Source organism: Morganella sp. HSTU-ASny43 (assembly GCF_022819185.1).
In the GTDB taxonomy this organism is placed as follows: Bacteria; Pseudomonadota; Gammaproteobacteria; order Enterobacterales; family Enterobacteriaceae; genus Morganella; species Morganella morganii.
In genome coordinates this window covers 47,191-64,098 of the sequence record NZ_WSPG01000022.1, presented here as the reverse complement: position 1 = coordinate 64,098, position 16,908 = coordinate 47,191, and the positions used below count along the sequence as shown (strand labels likewise).

The 16,908-nt window shown below is 50.3% G+C and carries 12 protein-coding genes; 11 read left to right on the top strand and 1 reads right to left on the bottom strand.

Features of this window, described 5'->3' with window-relative positions; all coding sequences use genetic code 11:
• The first annotated feature begins 414 nt into the window (after nucleotides 1-414).
• The 8 genes from GN208_RS12720 to GN208_RS12685 all read left to right on the top strand — a co-directional run bounded on the left by GN208_RS12720 (nucleotide 415) and on the right by GN208_RS12685 (nucleotide 10,343).
• Entirely contained in the window at nucleotides 415-969 is a 555-nt protein-coding gene (locus tag GN208_RS12720; protein WP_004241255.1) for a fimbrial protein, read from the top strand.
• Between the two features lie 35 nt (nucleotides 970-1,004).
• A complete protein-coding gene (locus tag GN208_RS12715) occupies nucleotides 1,005-1,718 on the top strand; it encodes a molecular chaperone (RefSeq protein ID WP_170950658.1) in 714 nt (237 codons plus the stop codon).
• An 11-nt stretch (nucleotides 1,719-1,729) separates the two neighbouring features.
• On the top strand, nucleotides 1,730-4,222 hold the full coding sequence (locus tag GN208_RS12710) for a fimbria/pilus outer membrane usher protein (protein WP_087769743.1): 2,493 nt from the start codon (nucleotides 1,730-1,732) through the stop codon (nucleotides 4,220-4,222).
• Between the two features lie 14 nt (nucleotides 4,223-4,236).
• On the top strand, nucleotides 4,237-5,304 hold the full coding sequence (locus GN208_RS12705) for a fimbrial protein (RefSeq protein ID WP_004234867.1): 1,068 nt from the start codon (nucleotides 4,237-4,239) through the stop codon (nucleotides 5,302-5,304).
• A 298-nt stretch (nucleotides 5,305-5,602) separates the two neighbouring features.
• Nucleotides 5,603-6,394, top strand: coding sequence for a protein bax (locus tag GN208_RS12700; RefSeq protein ID WP_015423011.1), 792 nt, complete (start codon nucleotides 5,603-5,605; stop codon nucleotides 6,392-6,394).
• A 164-nt stretch (nucleotides 6,395-6,558) separates the two neighbouring features.
• Nucleotides 6,559-7,977, top strand: a complete 1,419-nt coding sequence (locus GN208_RS12695; RefSeq protein ID WP_004234864.1) for an MBOAT family O-acyltransferase — start codon at nucleotides 6,559-6,561, stop codon at nucleotides 7,975-7,977.
• The gene (locus GN208_RS12690; protein ID WP_243828420.1) at nucleotides 7,964-9,154 is read left to right on the top strand and encodes an SGNH family hydrolase; all 1,191 of its coding nucleotides are present in this window, start codon (nucleotides 7,964-7,966) and stop codon (nucleotides 9,152-9,154) included. Before GN208_RS12695 ends, GN208_RS12690 begins: the two co-directional genes overlap by 14 nt.
• The gene (locus tag GN208_RS12685) at nucleotides 9,117-10,343 is read left to right on the top strand and encodes an SGNH/GDSL hydrolase family protein (protein WP_225903323.1); all 1,227 of its coding nucleotides are present in this window, start codon (nucleotides 9,117-9,119) and stop codon (nucleotides 10,341-10,343) included. The genes GN208_RS12690 and GN208_RS12685 overlap by 38 nt, the downstream gene beginning before the upstream one ends.
• Before the next feature lie 44 nt (nucleotides 10,344-10,387).
• Here GN208_RS12685 and GN208_RS12680 read toward each other — a convergent pair whose 3' ends face one another.
• The gene (locus GN208_RS12680) at nucleotides 10,388-12,289 is read right to left on the bottom strand and encodes an ATP phosphoribosyltransferase regulatory subunit (protein WP_243828419.1); all 1,902 of its coding nucleotides are present in this window, start codon (nucleotides 12,287-12,289) and stop codon (nucleotides 10,388-10,390) included.
• Nucleotides 12,290-12,712: 423 nt separating this feature from the next.
• On the opposite strand from GN208_RS12680, the gene hdcC reads away from it, so the two are divergent.
• The 3 genes from hdcC to GN208_RS12665 all read left to right on the top strand — a co-directional run bounded on the left by hdcC (nucleotide 12,713) and on the right by GN208_RS12665 (nucleotide 16,907).
• Nucleotides 12,713-14,074, top strand: coding sequence for a histidine-histamine antiporter (gene hdcC, locus GN208_RS12675; RefSeq protein ID WP_004241242.1), 1,362 nt, complete (start codon nucleotides 12,713-12,715; stop codon nucleotides 14,072-14,074).
• Between the two features lie 50 nt (nucleotides 14,075-14,124).
• Nucleotides 14,125-15,261 carry a histidine decarboxylase gene (locus GN208_RS12670; RefSeq protein ID WP_004234859.1) on the top strand — a complete coding sequence of 379 codons (1,137 nt, stop codon included), beginning with the start codon at nucleotides 14,125-14,127 and terminating at the stop codon, nucleotides 15,259-15,261.
• Between the two features lie 203 nt (nucleotides 15,262-15,464).
• Complete coding sequence (locus tag GN208_RS12665; RefSeq protein ID WP_004241240.1) at nucleotides 15,465-16,907, top strand: amino acid permease; 1,443 nt, start codon at nucleotides 15,465-15,467, stop codon at nucleotides 16,905-16,907.
• Nucleotide 16,908 lies beyond the last annotated feature (1 nt).

Sequence of the window (16,908 nt, the reverse complement as noted above, 5' to 3'; positions counted from 1 at the left end):
CATATATTAAATGAATATTTAAAAATATTAACAACAATCAATGCATAACATCGCAATAACATAAAAATGCAGTATATAAAACCATAAGTAACTATCTGTATCCGGATATTACAGAGAAAACTCACCTTTTAATTCGTAAATCAGAAAAATACTTCAATTAATCATTTCATGGTTATATACTCTGTTTCGTTTTAGTTATGCCTTCCATTCTGATGTATAAGAATCTTCTTTCCCGTTAACGGTAATAAAAAATTACTGGGGAAATTATTTCTTATTGATGCTACTAACTAAATAAACCCTGCTGATTTGTTTTTTCAGAATCGGCTAAAAATCACTATGACTAAAAATAAATTTACGGAAAGCGTAATTAATTTCGTTTCCGTATTTATTATATATTCCATCCCGGAGAGGATAATGAATAAAAAATTCGCTCTTGCAGCGTCTCTTTCCCTTATTTTTGTTGCTAACTCTGCGTCTGCGGCAACTACCGCATCCGGTGGTTCAATCAATTTCACCGGCTTTATTACTGATGCTACCTGCACCATTAATAACGGTAATGCGAACATGTCGGTATTATTAGATCCAATTACTGTCAATCAGATCACACATTCCGGCGCAATCGAGGAAGGAAAGAAAGCATTTTCTCTCGAGTTATCAGACTGTAACGCCAGTGATAAAGATAAAAAATCACTGCATATTAATTTCGCCTCCACCAACCTTATTGCCAATAACGGTAATTACCTGATCAACCAGGAAACGGATGAGAAAGGTAATCATAAAAATGTCGGTATTGCGTTAACATCACAGAAAAGTGATGAAGTTATTAATTTAAACACGCCATACGATACAAAAATCATTGCTGATAATGGTGTTATGCAGTTCTATGCAAAATATTACAAAGTCGGCAGCGAACCTGCTCAGCCGGGTAAAATCAATACCATGCTGACATATAATCTGTCTTACTTCTGATATTTTCAGGCCTCTTTAATTCAGGGGCCTGATTTTTGAAAATACACATCATGAAAAAAATCATCTTAACATTGTTGTTATTAACAGTGACATTTGTCAGTCCGGCAAACGTTATTATTAATTCCACCCGTGTTATTTATCCGCAGGGAAGTAAAGAGGTTCCGGTACAATTATTTAACACCGGAGCACAGCAGGCATTAGTCCAGGCATGGATTGATGACGGCAACCCCGATTCCACGCCGGAAACGGCGAATGTTCCGTTTATCCTGACACCGCCGGTGGTAAAAATCGACGGTAAAAATGGTCAGCAGCTGCGGGTGAAAATGACCCCGGTACAGCTTCCGGCTGACAGAGAGTCCCTGTTTTATCTGAATTTACTGGATATTCCGCCGCTGCCGGAAAACAGTGCCGATAAAAACATGATGCAGATTGCTATCCGCTCCCGCATCAAACTGTTTTACCGCCCTTCCGGCCTGACGCTGAGCGCGGATAAAGTCCACACCCGTCTGACATTCACCCGTGACGGCCAGCACTATATTCTGAAAAATGATTCTCCGTATCATATTAATATTCTCGGCCTGAAAGAGACCGCGAACAGCCGTGATCTGGCGGAAGAAGGCACGATGATTGCACCTTATTCTCAGTTTACGCTGCCTGCCGCAGCCGGATTACCGGCCGGAAATCACTATTCGCTGACACTGATCGACGATTTCGGTGCCATCAATACCTATCCGCTGTCACTGAACTGAACAGCCGCCTGATGCCGCGCCCTGTCCGCCGTTTTTCCGCCCTTGTTTCACTGTTGCCGGTGCTGCTCAGCACACCGGCAGCCGGGGCCGGGTTTAATACCAACTTCCTTTACGGTGATTCCGCCAAAGCGGATTTGTCCCGCTTTGATCGCGACGATACCCTGCCCGACGGTGAATACACCGTTGAAATCAGTGTGAACGGAGAATGGAAGGGACGATTTCCGCTGCGTCTGCAACAGAGCGGACACACGATTCTGATCCCGCAGGATGATGTACCGAAACTGGGACTTCGTGACAGTACACCGCCGCCGCAGGCGGATGAAGACGGCTATGTCGTGCTGAGCAGTCTGGTGCCGCCGGAGAGTTATACCCTGAACACCGGACAGTTTCAGCTGGCACTGAATGTGCCGCAGGCAATGCTGAATACCGTACTTAAAGGATATGTCGACCCGTCGCGGTGGGATCAGGGCATTAATGCCGCGATGGTCAGTTATAACGCTAACTATTATCACGCCACCAATAAACGTGACGGCAGTGATAACGACAATGCTTATCTGACCCTGAGCAGTGGTCTGAATCTGGCCGGCTGGCAGCTGCGGGATCAATCCTCAGTGACCTACAGCAGCGGACAAAGCACGCAATGGAATAACAACACCCGTTACCTGCAGCGTGGTTTTCCGGCAATCAAATCTGATTTCCGGGCCGGCGACAGCTACACCTCCAACGAACTGTTCGATTCTGTCCGTTTCCGTGGCGCGACCCTGAAAACGGATATGCGCATGTATCCCGATGCCTGGCAGGGCTTTTCCCCGGTCGTGCGCGGCGTGGCACAGACCAACGCACTGGTCAGAATCTATCAGGATTCACAGCTTATCTGGCAGCAGAGCGTGCCGCCCGGCCCGTTTGTGGTCGATTCCCTGCTGCCGACCGGCTCAGGCGGGGATCTGCAGGTGGAAGTGAATGAAGCGGACGGGCAAATTAACCGCTTTATGGTGCCCTTCTCCGCTGTGCCGAATATGTTAAAGGAAGGACTCTTTAAATATGAGCTGAATGCCGGTGAAGTCCGTCTGACAGATACCGCTTATCATCCGGATTTTGCGCAGCTTAATCTTCAGTACGGCATTAATAACACGCTGACCGGCTACGGCGGCGTGATTGCGGCGGAAAATTATCAGGCGTTTCTGCTCGGCAGCGGGTTTAACCTGCCGATCGGTGCATTATCCGTGGATATCACACACTCCGATGCCCGCTTCGGTCAGGATATGCCGCGTTACCGGGGTGAGAGCTACAAAGTGGCTTACAGCCGCTTTATTCATCAGACCAATACCAATTTTTCACTGGCGGCTTACCGTTATTCCACCAGCGGTTATTTCAGCCTGACAGATGCGGTGCAGTATCAGGAACTGCTTAACCGGCAGGACATTACAGGCGATCTCTCCCCGCAGTCACAGAGTTACCGCCAGCGCAGTACCTTTAATATCAATATCAACCAGCGGATCGGTGCGGATTACGGTTCGGTTTATCTCGCCGGTACACTGCGTGATTACTGGGGCGGCCAGGGCAGCACCCGTGAATATCAGCTGGGTTATGCCAATAACTGGCAGGATATCAATTATACCCTCAGCGCAGGCCGGACCCGTTACAGCAAAGACAGTAACAATCCGGCCGGCAGTAATAATAATGAAGAGACGCGGATTAACCTGACACTCTCCGTTCCGCTGACCTTGTCCGGCCACAAGGTGTATCTGACCGCAAACAGCATGACGGAAGAAGGCCGCTATCAGAGCAGTAATATCGGCCTGAGCGGTACCGCCGGACAGAGCAACGCGCTGAGTTATAACGTGAATGCCGCTCATCAGCAATCCGGCGGTACAACCTTCAGCACCAGTGCTGCCTACCGGGCGGCCCCGGCGACACTGAACGCCTCTTACAGTGAATCCGGCCGTTACCGCCAGATGGGAGCCGGAGCCACCGGCAGTGTGGTGGCCTGGTCCGGTGGTATTCTCACCGCAAATCAGCCGGGGGAAACCTTTGCTGTGGTGAATGTACCGGGCACCGCCAATGCCATCGTAAACAATGACCGTAATGTCACCACCAACACGCAGGGTCAGGTGCTGGTGCCGTATCTGTCCGCTTACCGCAAAAACTCGCTGATCCTGGATGCCTCACAGGCACCGGAAGATGCTGCGGAACTGCTGGGCAATGTGCAGGATATCGTGCCTTACGCCGGGGCGGTGACACTCGTGAACTTCAGAACGGATACCCGGCAGGAATTTTATCTGCATGCCGTGCGTCAGAACGGCAGACCGCTGCCGTTCGGTACAGAAGTCACTGACGGAAATAATAACAGCATCGGCTATGTCGGACAGAACAGCCTCCTTTATATAAGAAGCGAAACGCGGCCGGAACAGATCAATGTCCGCCTGACAGATACGGACAGCGGCTACTGCCGCATCACACTCACGCCGGATCCGCAGAGTGCGCCTCTGCCCTGTGCAGAATAAAGGAGACATCACCGATGCTCAGAAAAACCCATTTTTTTGCCGGTCTGCTGATGCTGATCACCGGTTATGCGCAGGCAGAGTGCTACAACGACGGCAACAAACAGGCGCCGCCGCTGACAGCTGATCTGTCGGAAACCTTTTACCGTCAGACAGAAACCACCCTCTATTTTAATACCCGCTACAGCGGGGAATTCAGCTGTAACGGCTACAGCAGCAGCGTCTCCAACGCCTCTTACCTGCAAAAACGTTCCATTGTGGTCGGTTTTCAGAACGGCCGCTATCCGGTGGAGTTCCGGGTGATCGATCTCCAGCCCGGCAGTACCCAAAAATTCGCTTACAGCAGAAACCCGTACCCGGCGGACCGCCTTCAGGCACGTTTCACCCTCAGCGCACGGGTGATGCCGCAGAACTCACGCAGTGATGTGACGGTGCCCGGCAGCCAGTACCGCTTTGACGGCGCGGTGATCGCTGCGGATACCACCCGGGTCGGCATCCTTCAGTTCTTTGTCCGCCTCGGGCTGGATATCCTCACTTATCTGCTGACCGGACACTGGCCGGAACATAATGAGGATCTGTTCCTGCAGCCGCTGGATGTCATTTATCAGCCCCGTGAAACCACCTGTACCTTTGATAATGCGGATTTATTAGTCGAACTGCCGCAGGTGGACAGAGCACAGCTGCTGCGTAACACAACCGCCGGGATGACACGTTTCCATCTGGATATCTCCTGCCGGGATCGCCTGAACGGCCGCACCAGCCGTCCGGTAAAAGCCTATCTGGCCAGCAACCAGGTCTGGCTGCGGGATATGAAAACCCTCATTGATACCTCCCCGGGTGCGGCACAGGGGGTGGGGATCCGCATCGGCCGTTATGCGGATACCAATGACAACAGTGCACTGGTGATCAACCCGCCGGGACGGCAGCCACGTGCGGATTCCTATCTGTTTGAATGGGGAAAGGACAAATTTATTGAAGTAAATAACGGCTTTAATCTCTGGGCGTATTACTATGTCTATGATGCTGCCCGGCTCAGTGCAGGCCGCATCAATACCACGGCAATCCTCAATTTCGAGTACTACTAATCATAAATTCTGATAAAAATGGCCGGTAAAAACCGCAGAAAAAAGTGAAAACGGGGCAGGACACTGCGTAAAAAACATTAATTTTCCGGATAATTCCGCCATTTTTGCCAAAATCCGCAGCCGTTTGATGTCCGTTTTAACTTACTAATAGACATACATAAAATCAGAAAACAGAATTTTATCCTGCCAAAGCATACCCGATTAATATTAAACGATGGATAATAAGGCTGGCCTTGGTTTTTCTATTTTGCTAGTATTCGTTCGATTTTTGTTCAGACAATAAAACGAGGAAAAAGCAATGCCCTCTCTTTCGATGAGGACAAATGCAGTCTTCGCTTTCTTGATTTTACTATTCTTTACCGGTTCGGGCTTTGCCTCAACCAGTACCACGACAAGCTTGGCGTATTCACATCAAAACACGCAGCAGTTACAGAAGACGCTGCCTGATTTGAAAAAATACGCGTCAGGTACACCCCGTAAGAAAGCGTTTTTAAATGCCATTGTCCCTGCGATTGACAAAGTGAATCGCGAAATCATGAATGACCGCACCTGGTTACTGGAACGCCGGAATGCCAAACACTGGTCACAGAGTGATATTGCAAAGCTCGGAAAGCTTTGCCGGAGCTATGATATGACATGCAGCTCGCCTAAGCGCACCAACTGGAACGCGCTGCTGAGCCGTGTCGATATCCTGCCCACCCACTTCGTTGCCACACAGGCGGCAACCGAGTCAGGCTGGGGAACATCAAAACTGGCCCAGTCCAACAATAACCTTTTTGGTATGCGTTGCGGACGGGGCTGTAGTGCCAAAGCCGGACAGGTTCAGGGCTACTACGCGTACAGCACTATTGAGGATAGTGTCACTGCTTACATGAAGAATCTGAATACGCATCGTGCTTATAACTCACTGCGTTCAGAAAGGGCAAAACAGCGTCTGGGTGATGATGACTCACTGAGCACACCGGAACTTATCAGTCAGCTGGAAGGTTATTCGCAGAAGGGAGATGCCTATAACCGTTACCTCCGCCAGATGTATGACAGTAACAAAACACTGATCACATCGGCACAGAAGGTCGCCCAAAACTCATAATCGTTCTGTTCACTGCAACAGACACCCGAAAACCCGCGTTAATCTGAGTATTACGCGGGTTTTTTTATGGCTTCTCATCATTCTTATTGAATCGTGGTTGATAACTTATATTATACTCAGCACGCTAATTATGACATTTTCAACAAGCCTGCACAGAGCCTGATATGAATTTCTTTTCATTTGAATTTCTTGCCTCCTTTACTGCCTTTTTTCTGATTTACTGGCTCTGTCAAAAAAAGCCCCGTTTACAGAATATCCTTTTAATTACGGCGAGTTATCTGTTTGTCTTCTTATTCCGGGCAAGCTTCGCGTATGTGCTGGCCGGATATACCCTGTTTATTTATCTGCTGACGAATGTCCTGAGCAGCCGTCTGTCCGCACGGGCAGTTTACAGCCTGCTGGCGGCGGGGATCATCGGCTGTTTTACGGTATTCAAATACTACGGATTTATGCAGGAATCTCTGCAGAGCGCGCTGCTGCAGGCCGGTGTGGAGGTTGAACTGCCGGTGCTTTCCGTGCTGGCGCCGCTGGGGTTATCCTTCTACGCGTTCCATTCTGTCAGCTATGTGGTGTCGGTCTGCCGCAAAGAGATTGAAAAAGCCCCCTTTTTGGATGTGGTGCTCTATCTCTGCTTCTTCCCGAGCATTGTCGCCGGCCCGATAAACCGCGCCAAAGCCTTTATGCCGCAGGTACAGGCGGCCTCGCGGGAAATTATTGATTACAAAAAAGCCCTGCTGCTGATCACCCTGGCGATGGTGAAACTGTTTTTATTCAGTGCTTATCTGTCAGAAAACTTTGCCAACCCGGTCTTCAGTTCGCCGGTCAACTACAGCGCCGGTGAGATTCTGGTGGCGGTGTACGCCTATGCCTGGAATATCTATTTTAACTTCTCCGGCTATACCAACCTGGTGACCGGGATTGCCATGCTGCTTGGTTTCAGGGTACCGCTGAACTTCAGTGCGCCGTATCTTGCCACCAACCTCAAAGAGTTCTGGGCGCGCTGGCACATCAGTCTGTCGACCTTTATCCGCGATTATATTTACATCCCGCTCGGCGGTAACCGCAAGGGCTGGCTGCGGATGAACCTCAATGCCTTTATCGCGATGGTGATTTCAGGGATCTGGCACGGTGTCGGGCTGCCGTTTATCATCTGGGGTGCACTGCACGGCCTGGGTATTGTGCTGATGAATATCAAACACAAACTGCTGCCGCCGCGTACAGAACCTGCGGAAACCCTGTGGCAGAAAACCGGGGTCTGGACCGCTCGGATTTTCACCTTCCATGTGCTCTGCCTGACCTGGATTTTCTTCCGCAGCGCCACGCTCAGTGATGCTGTCACCATGCTGACGCAACTGACCGCCGACGGCTTTATTGCCTCAGTGATAGCCAGTGCGCCGCTGATTATCGCCTTCTGGCTGCTGCTGTTTATCTATCCGCTGTGTGTCAGCCTGTATCACCGCGCCGGACACTATTACCAGCGGATCTCATGGATCTGGTATCCTTTACCGCTCGCGCTCTTTATGACGCTGGTCTTTATTTTCTCTCCTTCAGGAATGCCGGGTTTTATCTATGCGAATTTTTGATTTTACAGAAAATCTCGAGCGGGCACTGAAGGTCGTCTTTATTGTGCTGACCGCAACCGTGGCACTGGTCTGGCTGAACCAGAACCCGCTGGCCCGTTACTGGGAACAAACCTACCACCAGCCTGCGCCGTGGGCGAAGCTGGAGAGGCATTACGCGTGGGATCTGGGAGGTTACCTTCAGGAAGGCGTGGTGGCTGCCGGAGAGACCCTGTGGACCTATGCACAGGGCAATCATATCGTTGAGGAAGCGGAAGAGGCTGTTCCCGGCAATACCGCGTTTCCGGAGGAGTTTCAGGTCGGGCTGCATTTTATCAACGGCTACCGTTATCCGGCCGCTGCACTGTCTGTGACCTTCCCTGAGCTGCTGAACCGGGAGCGTCCGGCGATCGGCAATTCTGTGCTGAAACTGAACCCGGAGCAGGTTGCGGAACACATTCTGACGAAAAAAACACCAAAATCAATTATTGATCTGGAAGCCGGTGATAAAGTCTTCTTCGTGGGCGATTCCCTCATGCAGGGCGTTGCACCTGTGTTACAATCCCGTCTGGCCAAAACCTACGGCATTGAAAGTATCAACCTCAGCAAACAGAGTACCGGCCTGACGTATCCGAAGTTTTTCAACTGGCCGGAAACTATCAAAACCACGCTGGCAGCCAACCCGGATATCCGCCTGATGGTGGTTTTCCTCGGCCCGAATGACCCGTGGGACATGCCGCCGGAAGGCGGCGGGCGCTACCTGCGCTTTATGTCTCCGGAGTGGGAGGCGCAGTACCGTAAACGGATTCAGGATATTCTGTTAACGGCCCGGATACAGGATGTGGACGTCATATGGATAGGACCACCGAATATGCGCAAAGACAAGCTGTCAGATGGTGTACACTATCTGAGCGGGGTCTATCAGTCGGAAATTAACAATGCCGGTGAAATCTGGCTGTCCGCGAATACCATTTTCAAATATCAGGATAAGATCTATTCAGATTACCCCGGTGACGGCAGCAGCACTATCAAGCTGCGCAGCGGCGACGGTATTCACTTTACCTACAAAGGTCAGAAAGCCATCGCTGACACGGTATTTGATCTGATTAAATTTAATGCTGCGCCGGAGGAAACCCCGGCGCAGCAGGAAAAAACAGAAACACATGATGAAACAACAAAAACGCCCGTCGTGGCACCTTAAACTGGCCGGTGCGGGAGCCCTGTTTGCCGCAGCGCTCTCCCTGCTCTCCTGCCAGAACGATGCGGATAAGCCGTGGATACAGCCGCAGACACCACCGCCGGTGTCGCGTAATGATCTGACCAACTACGGCGATCCGAACCTCAGCCGCCTGGCACACCGCCTGCGGGATCCGTCCGCGCGTGTCCATATTGTCCAGATTGGCGATTCCCATACAGCAGCGGATTTTTTCTCCGGCACGCTGCGTGACAAATTCCAGGCGCGTTACGGCAACGCGGGGATCGGCTTTGTGCCGCCGAGCATTATCGCCGGACAGCGCACGGCAAACTTTGTCTTCACCGAGCCGAAAAAACAGTGGTCATTCCTGACCAGCCGGAAAGATGATGCACCAAACTTCCCGCTGGGCGGTTTTGTTATTTCGCCGCTGACCTCACACAGCACCCTGACCATGAAAGAGCGCAATCCGTCCTCTTATCAGTATGATATGCAGGTGCTGTACCAGACCGGCTACCCGGCCTCCGTTACGGTACGCGGCGGCAAAGGCGGCACGCTGAACCTGGCACCGTCCTCAGAGTGGCGTTTTTCTGACAGTGTACCGGTAACCTTCCCGGCAGAAATCACCGCGAATGAGCAGAGCCCGCTGAATATCGGCGGCTGGTTTATCACCCGCAACCATCCGGGCGTGATGCTCTCGTCTGTCGGTATCAACGGCGCGACAATTGCCATGACGGGAAAATGGCAGCCGCAGTGGGTGAATACCCTGGCACAGACCGATCCGGAAATGGTGATCCTGGCTTACGGTACCAATGAAGCCTTTAATGACACGCTGGATTTGGATCTCTACCGTCAGCAGCTGACCAATGTGGTGCGCAGTATCCGCAGCAACATGCCGGATGCGGTGATCCTGCTGGTCGGCCCGGGTGACAGTATCAAGAACAAAACCGCGCCTGACTGCCGCTCACAGCAGCCTGCCAATCTGCACAATGTCATGCGGATTCAGCAGTCTGTGGCGAAAAGTGAAGGTCTGCTCTACTGGGACTGGCAGCAGTTCATGGGCGGCGACTGTGCAATCAACAGCTGGGTACTGCGTGACCTGGCACGGCCGGACAAAGTCCATCTCTCCGGTCCGGGTTATGAAAAGAGCGCAACAGCACTCTATAACGCGCTGGAATCTCTCCTCAGCCAGCAGTAACAGGTTATCCGCAGATAAGCTGATTATCTGCGGATCCTCTCCCCTCAGCAGTTTACGCTGTGTCCCAGCACACCGATCATGGCATTCTCATTCACAAACTGAATCATTCCGTTGTCTTTATCAGTCAGCTCCAGCGCTTTGTCATCCTCTGACGGCACCACAATGATAAAACGGCTGCCGTTGCGCTCCGCATTCTTGCGGCAGGTACTGATCCGCATCCCCGAGCAGTCATTTTTAATGGTGAAATGCGGGAACAGTATCCGCAGACGGCGGCCGACCATCAGCGCATGCCCGGCGGCACGGGTGTTTTCCGGGATCAGCACCACATCGGTCGCATTCTGACGCAGCAGTTGCTTGTGACATTTGCGGATCAGGAAAATAATCGGGTCGAGCATAAACGCAAAACCGCTGACCGCCACCTGTTTATCCAGCAGATGCGACGCACTGGCATCATAACGGCCGCCGCGGCATAACAGCTCATCGTGGCTGTCAGGATGCGTGGTGCGCCATTCAAACAGGGTGTGACAGTAATTATTCACCGGATACAGTCCCGGCGTCACACTGTACGGAATTTTCAGGCGGTTGAGGGATTCGAGCAACTGACGGAAGCGGGCGGCGGAAGCCTCAGAGAGAAACTCACTGAGCCGGGGCGCTTTTTTATTAACGATATCCAGCAGCTTGTGCGGTATGGATAATAACTGCTCCGGTTTCTCTTTCAGTTTAACCAGCCACGGCTCCTCAAAGAATTGCAGAAACGGCTGATAATACTCTCTCAGTGCCTGACGAAACCGGCTGAATTCTTCTTCGCTGCCGGCGGTATTTATTTTTAATTCAATGTACGGCGTAAGGTGTAATGAACTGAAAAAATCATACTGCATTAAAATATGTTCCAGCTCGATATCAATATTATCGTAGCCGAATGCTTCCACACCGATCTGGTGATATTGTTCAAAATCCTGTTTCTGCCCGGCCACATTCCGGAACATCGCACCGATATACCATAATTTGCTTTTTGACTGTAAACGCTGATGCTGTGCGATCACCCGCAGACAACCCATCGTCCCCTCACCGCGCAGCAGTGCCGGATGGCTGCAGTTGAGTTTGGGACCGTTATGGTTATCATCCGCGAATGCCGCGGCATTCTTCATATGGTCATCCCAGTATTCCAGCACCGGAAAGCGGATCTCCTGATAACAGTAGCGTGCCAGCAGCTTAGAGGCGCGGTTTTCCAGCCAGATCCAGTCCGCCACATCATTACTGTAATGTTTGCGCGGCCGTCCGCTCTGATGCGGGCGTACTGTCCGGTTTACTTCAAATTCCAGTTTCTGGCAATACTGATTGGTGCCCAGCACGCAATTCTGATTCAGACAGATTTGAATACGCTCAATAACAGACTGGCTGATAGTGGTATATAAAAAATGCTGATAATGGATCCCGCGCTCTTCCGGTGTTTTACCTAATTGCAAATAACACTGATGTTCAGTCATTCTCGGAATAGTGCATTCCCCGGTGTTATGACCGTAACTTGAATAATTTAAGTTATGTTTATCATTATATTCCGACTGGTCGGATGTGAATGTATCAACATATTGAGAGACTAAAAGAAAATAGGAGTTTGCTTCAATAAGGCAGCTGTTATAACGCCGGTCCCATAATGCCCCGGTACGCTGATATTTATTATTGTAGTAAGGAACATACTGGCGTCCGATGTGCTGTATAAAGCGGCTTAAATCTTCTTTTGATTTTGGTGTCAGCAGCAACAATACCGTATCTGCCTGAAGTGAATAGGCATGAAGCTCGCAATTGTATGATTCTAAAGACCTGTCCACACAGGTCAGGAAGCGGGCGTAATCATTCTCTTCCTGAAAGAGTTTTTCATGATTGTGTCCGTTAAGTTTAATCAGCTGTGGTAATCCCGGGAAATAAAGGCGCTCTCTTCTTGGCATAGGTCAGCGCTCCAATCGCTAAAAATAATAAATTTATCTAATGAGTAATATAATATAAAACCGGTTTTATTATTTTAACTCATATCATAAAACCCGTTTTTATTTTTGAATGCCATTCTTTTTTATCGTATTGAAAAAAGTATATTTATTTTTTACTTACCTGCTTTGTTAATTAACATATGACAAAAGTAAAATAATAACCACACAAGAAGTCCGATTATTCACGTCAAAAAAGGGGGACAGAGTCACTTACTGCAAAACGGCACATAAAATATTCATTTTCAGCTGAAACTGTTATAGAAGCGCTGTTTTTTTTGATCGATATCAAATTTAGAACGACATTTAAAAATTAAGTTTCCCGTATCTCGGTAATTGTCATCGGGTGCACCTTTCCAATTAAACAATCATTACAGGAAAAGCATTATGGGAAACATGAGTGCCAGTTCCGCCCATAAAATGGGGGTGGTCGCGCTGACCCTGGTAACCGCATCAAATATGATGGGTTCCGGTGTGTTCATGCTGCCGACTAACCTCGCGGGCGTCGGTTACATCTCCTTATGGGGATGGTTATTTACAATCATTGGTGTTATCGCATTAGCCTTAGTTTTCGCCAAAACCAGTCTTATCACACCGCGTAACGGCGGTATCGTGGCTTACGCCAGCGATGCTTTCGGTCCGTTTATCGGTTTCCAGACCACTGTCTGTTACTGGATCAGTGCCTGGGTCGGTAACGTCGCGCTGCTGGTTGCCGGTGTCGGTTACCTCAGCTACTTCTTCCCTGAACTGAAAAACCCTGCTATCGGCAGCGTCGTTGCTATCGCGATTCTGTGGGGCTTCGTGGTATTAGCCAGTTTCGGTGCCCGTGTCGCCGGTCGTGCGCAGTCATTCACTGCAAGCTGCATGCTGGTTGTTGTTCTGGGTGTCGGTGTCATCGGCTGGTTCTGGTTCGATCCGCAGATGTTTACTCAGGTTTATAACGGTACCGGTAAAAGCGATACCACTGCCATTATCACTGCGGCATCTATCGCGCTGTGGGGCTTCCTGGGTGTTGAATCTGCTGTGGTTTCCAGCGGCCAGGTGGACAAACCGGAATACACTGTACCGCGTGCAACCGTTTATGGTCTGCTGATTGCGTCAGTCTGCTACGTCGGCAGCTGCACCGTTATCATGGGTCTGGTTCCGCACGAAGAACTGGTTAACTCTGCTGCGCCGTTTGCGGATGCTGCCCGTTACATGTTCGGTGAAACTGCCGGTACTGTTGCCTCTATCCTGAGTATCATCGCCTGCTTCGGTTCTATCTCCGGCTGGTTAATCCTGCAGTCTGAAGGTCCGCGTGCCGGTGCAAACCAGGGTCTGTTCCCTAAATTCTTCTCCGATGTGAACAAAAATGACGTTCCGATGAAAAGCCTGATTTTCACCGGTGTGCTGATGAGCCTGGTGCTGTTAATGACCGCATCACCAAACCTGGCCAAACAGTTCGAAATCGTCATTCTGATGTCTGTCTTCGCATCTCTGCTGCCATACATGTATGCACTGATTTCTCTGCCAATCATCATGGTTTCCAAAAAAATGAACCGCGGCAGCACCTTCATTTTCTATAACGTCCTGGTGGTTATCGGCATTATCTACTGTGTCTTTGCCCTGTTAGGTTCCGGTTCTGATTCTATGTTCTGGGGTCTGGTCATGATGTCAATCACTATCCCGCTGTTCAGCTTCGTGGCCGCCGGCCGTGCGAAAAAAGGCAACGAGATTCTGTACATCAACGACGAACAAAACAAAGCGTGATCAGCTCCGCTTCACAGTCTTAACTTTTGAAAAACAAGAGGTAATTAAGTATGACTCTGTCTATCAATGATCAAAACAAACTTGATGCATTCTGGGCTTATTGCGTAAAAAACCAGTATTTCAACATCGGCTATCCTGAATCAGCGGATTTCGATTACACCAACCTGGAACGTTTCTTACGTTTCTCCATCAACAACTGCGGTGACTGGGGCGAATATTGCAACTACCTGCTGAACTCTTTCGATTTCGAGAAAGAAGTGATGGAGTATTTCGCAGACCTGTTCAAAATTCCGTTTGAACAAAGCTGGGGTTATGTGACCAACGGCGGTACTGAAGGTAACATGTTCGGTTGCTACCTGGGCCGTGAAATCTTCCCTGACGGTACCCTGTACTATTCAAAAGATACTCACTATTCCGTTGCGAAAATCGTTAAATTACTGCGTATCAAATCTCAGGTTGTTGAATCTCTGCCAAACGGCGAAATCGACTATGACGATCTGATGAAAAAAATCGCTGACGATAAAGAAGCGCATCCGATCATTTTCGCTAACATCGGTACCACTGTCCGCGGTGCTATTGATGATATCGCTGAAATCCAGAAACGCCTGAAAGCAGCCGGTATCAAACGTGAAGATTACTACCTGCACGCTGATGCGGCACTGAGCGGCATGATCCTGCCATTCGTTGATGATGCACAGCCATTCACGTTTGCTGACGGTATCGACTCAATCGGTGTTTCCGGCCATAAAATGATTGGTTCGCCAATCCCTTGCGGTATCGTTGTTGCGAAGAAAGAAAACGTGGATCGTATTTCTGTTGAAATCGACTACATCTCCGCACACGACAAAACCATCACCGGTTCACGTAACGGTCACACACCACTGATGCTGTGGGAAGCTATCCGTTCACATTCAACTGAGGAATGGAAACGCCGCATCACCCGCAGTCTGGATATGGCTCAGTACGCTGTTGACCGTATGCAGAAAGCCGGTATCAATGCATGGCGCAACAAAAACTCCATCACTGTTGTGTTCCCTTGCCCGTCAGAACGCGTCTGGAGAGAACATTGCCTGGCAACGTCCGGCGACGTGGCTCACCTGATCACCACCGCGCACCATCTGGATACCGCGCAGATCGACAAACTGATCGACGACGTTATCGCGGATTTTAACTTACACGCGGCATAAAAAAAGGCAGTGGTAATTATCCACTGCCCCCTTACGGTTCGTTGCCGGCGCAGACGCCAATCCTGCCGGCAACGCTCTCTAACCTATACAGCGACACAGGATGATGCAAGAAAAAAGACCAAAAAACACGGCTCAGTTCTCTGATCGTGAGATTTTTTGCTCCCTCATCCGCAGCTGGAGTATTTCTGTGAGGACAAAATGGTATGGTTCCCAATGGTAAATCCACCCACCGCATGGGCCTGACAGCCCTGATCATTATGACGGCTTCCAATATGATGGGAAGCGGCGTGTTTATGTTACCCTCCTCCCTCGCGCATATCGGTTCCATCGCGCTGTGGGGCGGACTGCTGACCTTCTGCGGCGTACTGGCACTGGCGCTGGTGTTCGCCAAGACCGGTGAAATCTCCCCCTGTAAAGGCGGTGTGATTGCCAATATCGGACGGACATTCGGGCAGTATATCGGGTTACAGACATCACTTTTTTACTGGCTTTCGACCTGGATAGGCAACTGTGCCTTACTGATCTCCGGTGTCGGTTATCTCTCTTATTTCTTTCCGCAGCTTCACACTCCGCTTTACGCCGCTATTACCGCAATTATTATTCTCTGGGCTTTCGTTCTGCTGGGTTTGCAGGGCGCAAAAGTCGTCGGCTATGCGCAGATTTTTACCGGCCTTTGTATGCTCACCGTTATTCTGAGCATCAGTATTTTCGGCTGGACCAGTTTTGATTACACACGTTATATCACCAGTTTTAATGTTACTCAGACCAGTAACACAGATGCTATTTTTGCCGCCGCCGCGATTTCGCTGTGGGGCTATCTGGGAATTGAATCCGCGTCGGTTTCATCCGCCCAGGTGACTAATCCGCACCGCAATATTCCGCTGGCAACCATTATCGGGCTGGTTATTGCTGCCGCCTGCTATCTCAGTTCCACCAATGTCATGATGGGGATCCTGCCCCACGAACAGCTTGTTAACTCCACCGCACCGTTTGCTGATACCGCCCGTTATCTGTGGGGCGAACATGCGGGACAGATTATCTCTGCGCTCGCGATTATTGCCTGCTTCGGTGCATTACCGGGCTGGCAGATTTTACAGACTGAAGTTCCCCGCTCTGCGGCGGAAGAAGGCACATTCCCGCGTTTTTTTGCTGATGTGAACCGCCACGGCGTGCCGTATAAAGGGCTGATTTGTACCGCCGGGATGATGAGCGCCGTGCTGCTGCTCACCATCTCACCAAGCCTGGAACAGCAGTTCCGCAACATCATTATTCTTGCGGTGTCCGCCAGTCTGATCCCGTATGCGTTTGCTGTGATTTCCCTGCCGATCGCCATGATCGCAAAAAAAATGCAGTACGGGCGCACCTTTATTATTTACGCCACTCTGAGCCTGATTGGTCTGGGATTCATTATGGTCGCGCTGACAGGCGCCGGCACCAAACCGCTGTTCTGGGGCATGGTGCTGCAGATGTTTACCATTCCGCTGTATCTGTTTTTTATTATGCGCCGCGAAAAAAACACTACTGATCCCCGTCCCGGGCTCGCCCTGTCGTACATCCCGGGGATCTGCGCTGAGCAGACCGCTGAGATGGCGTTATCGGCTGACAATGATGACAGCCGGAATTTCTCACAGAGAAACTGTATATAGA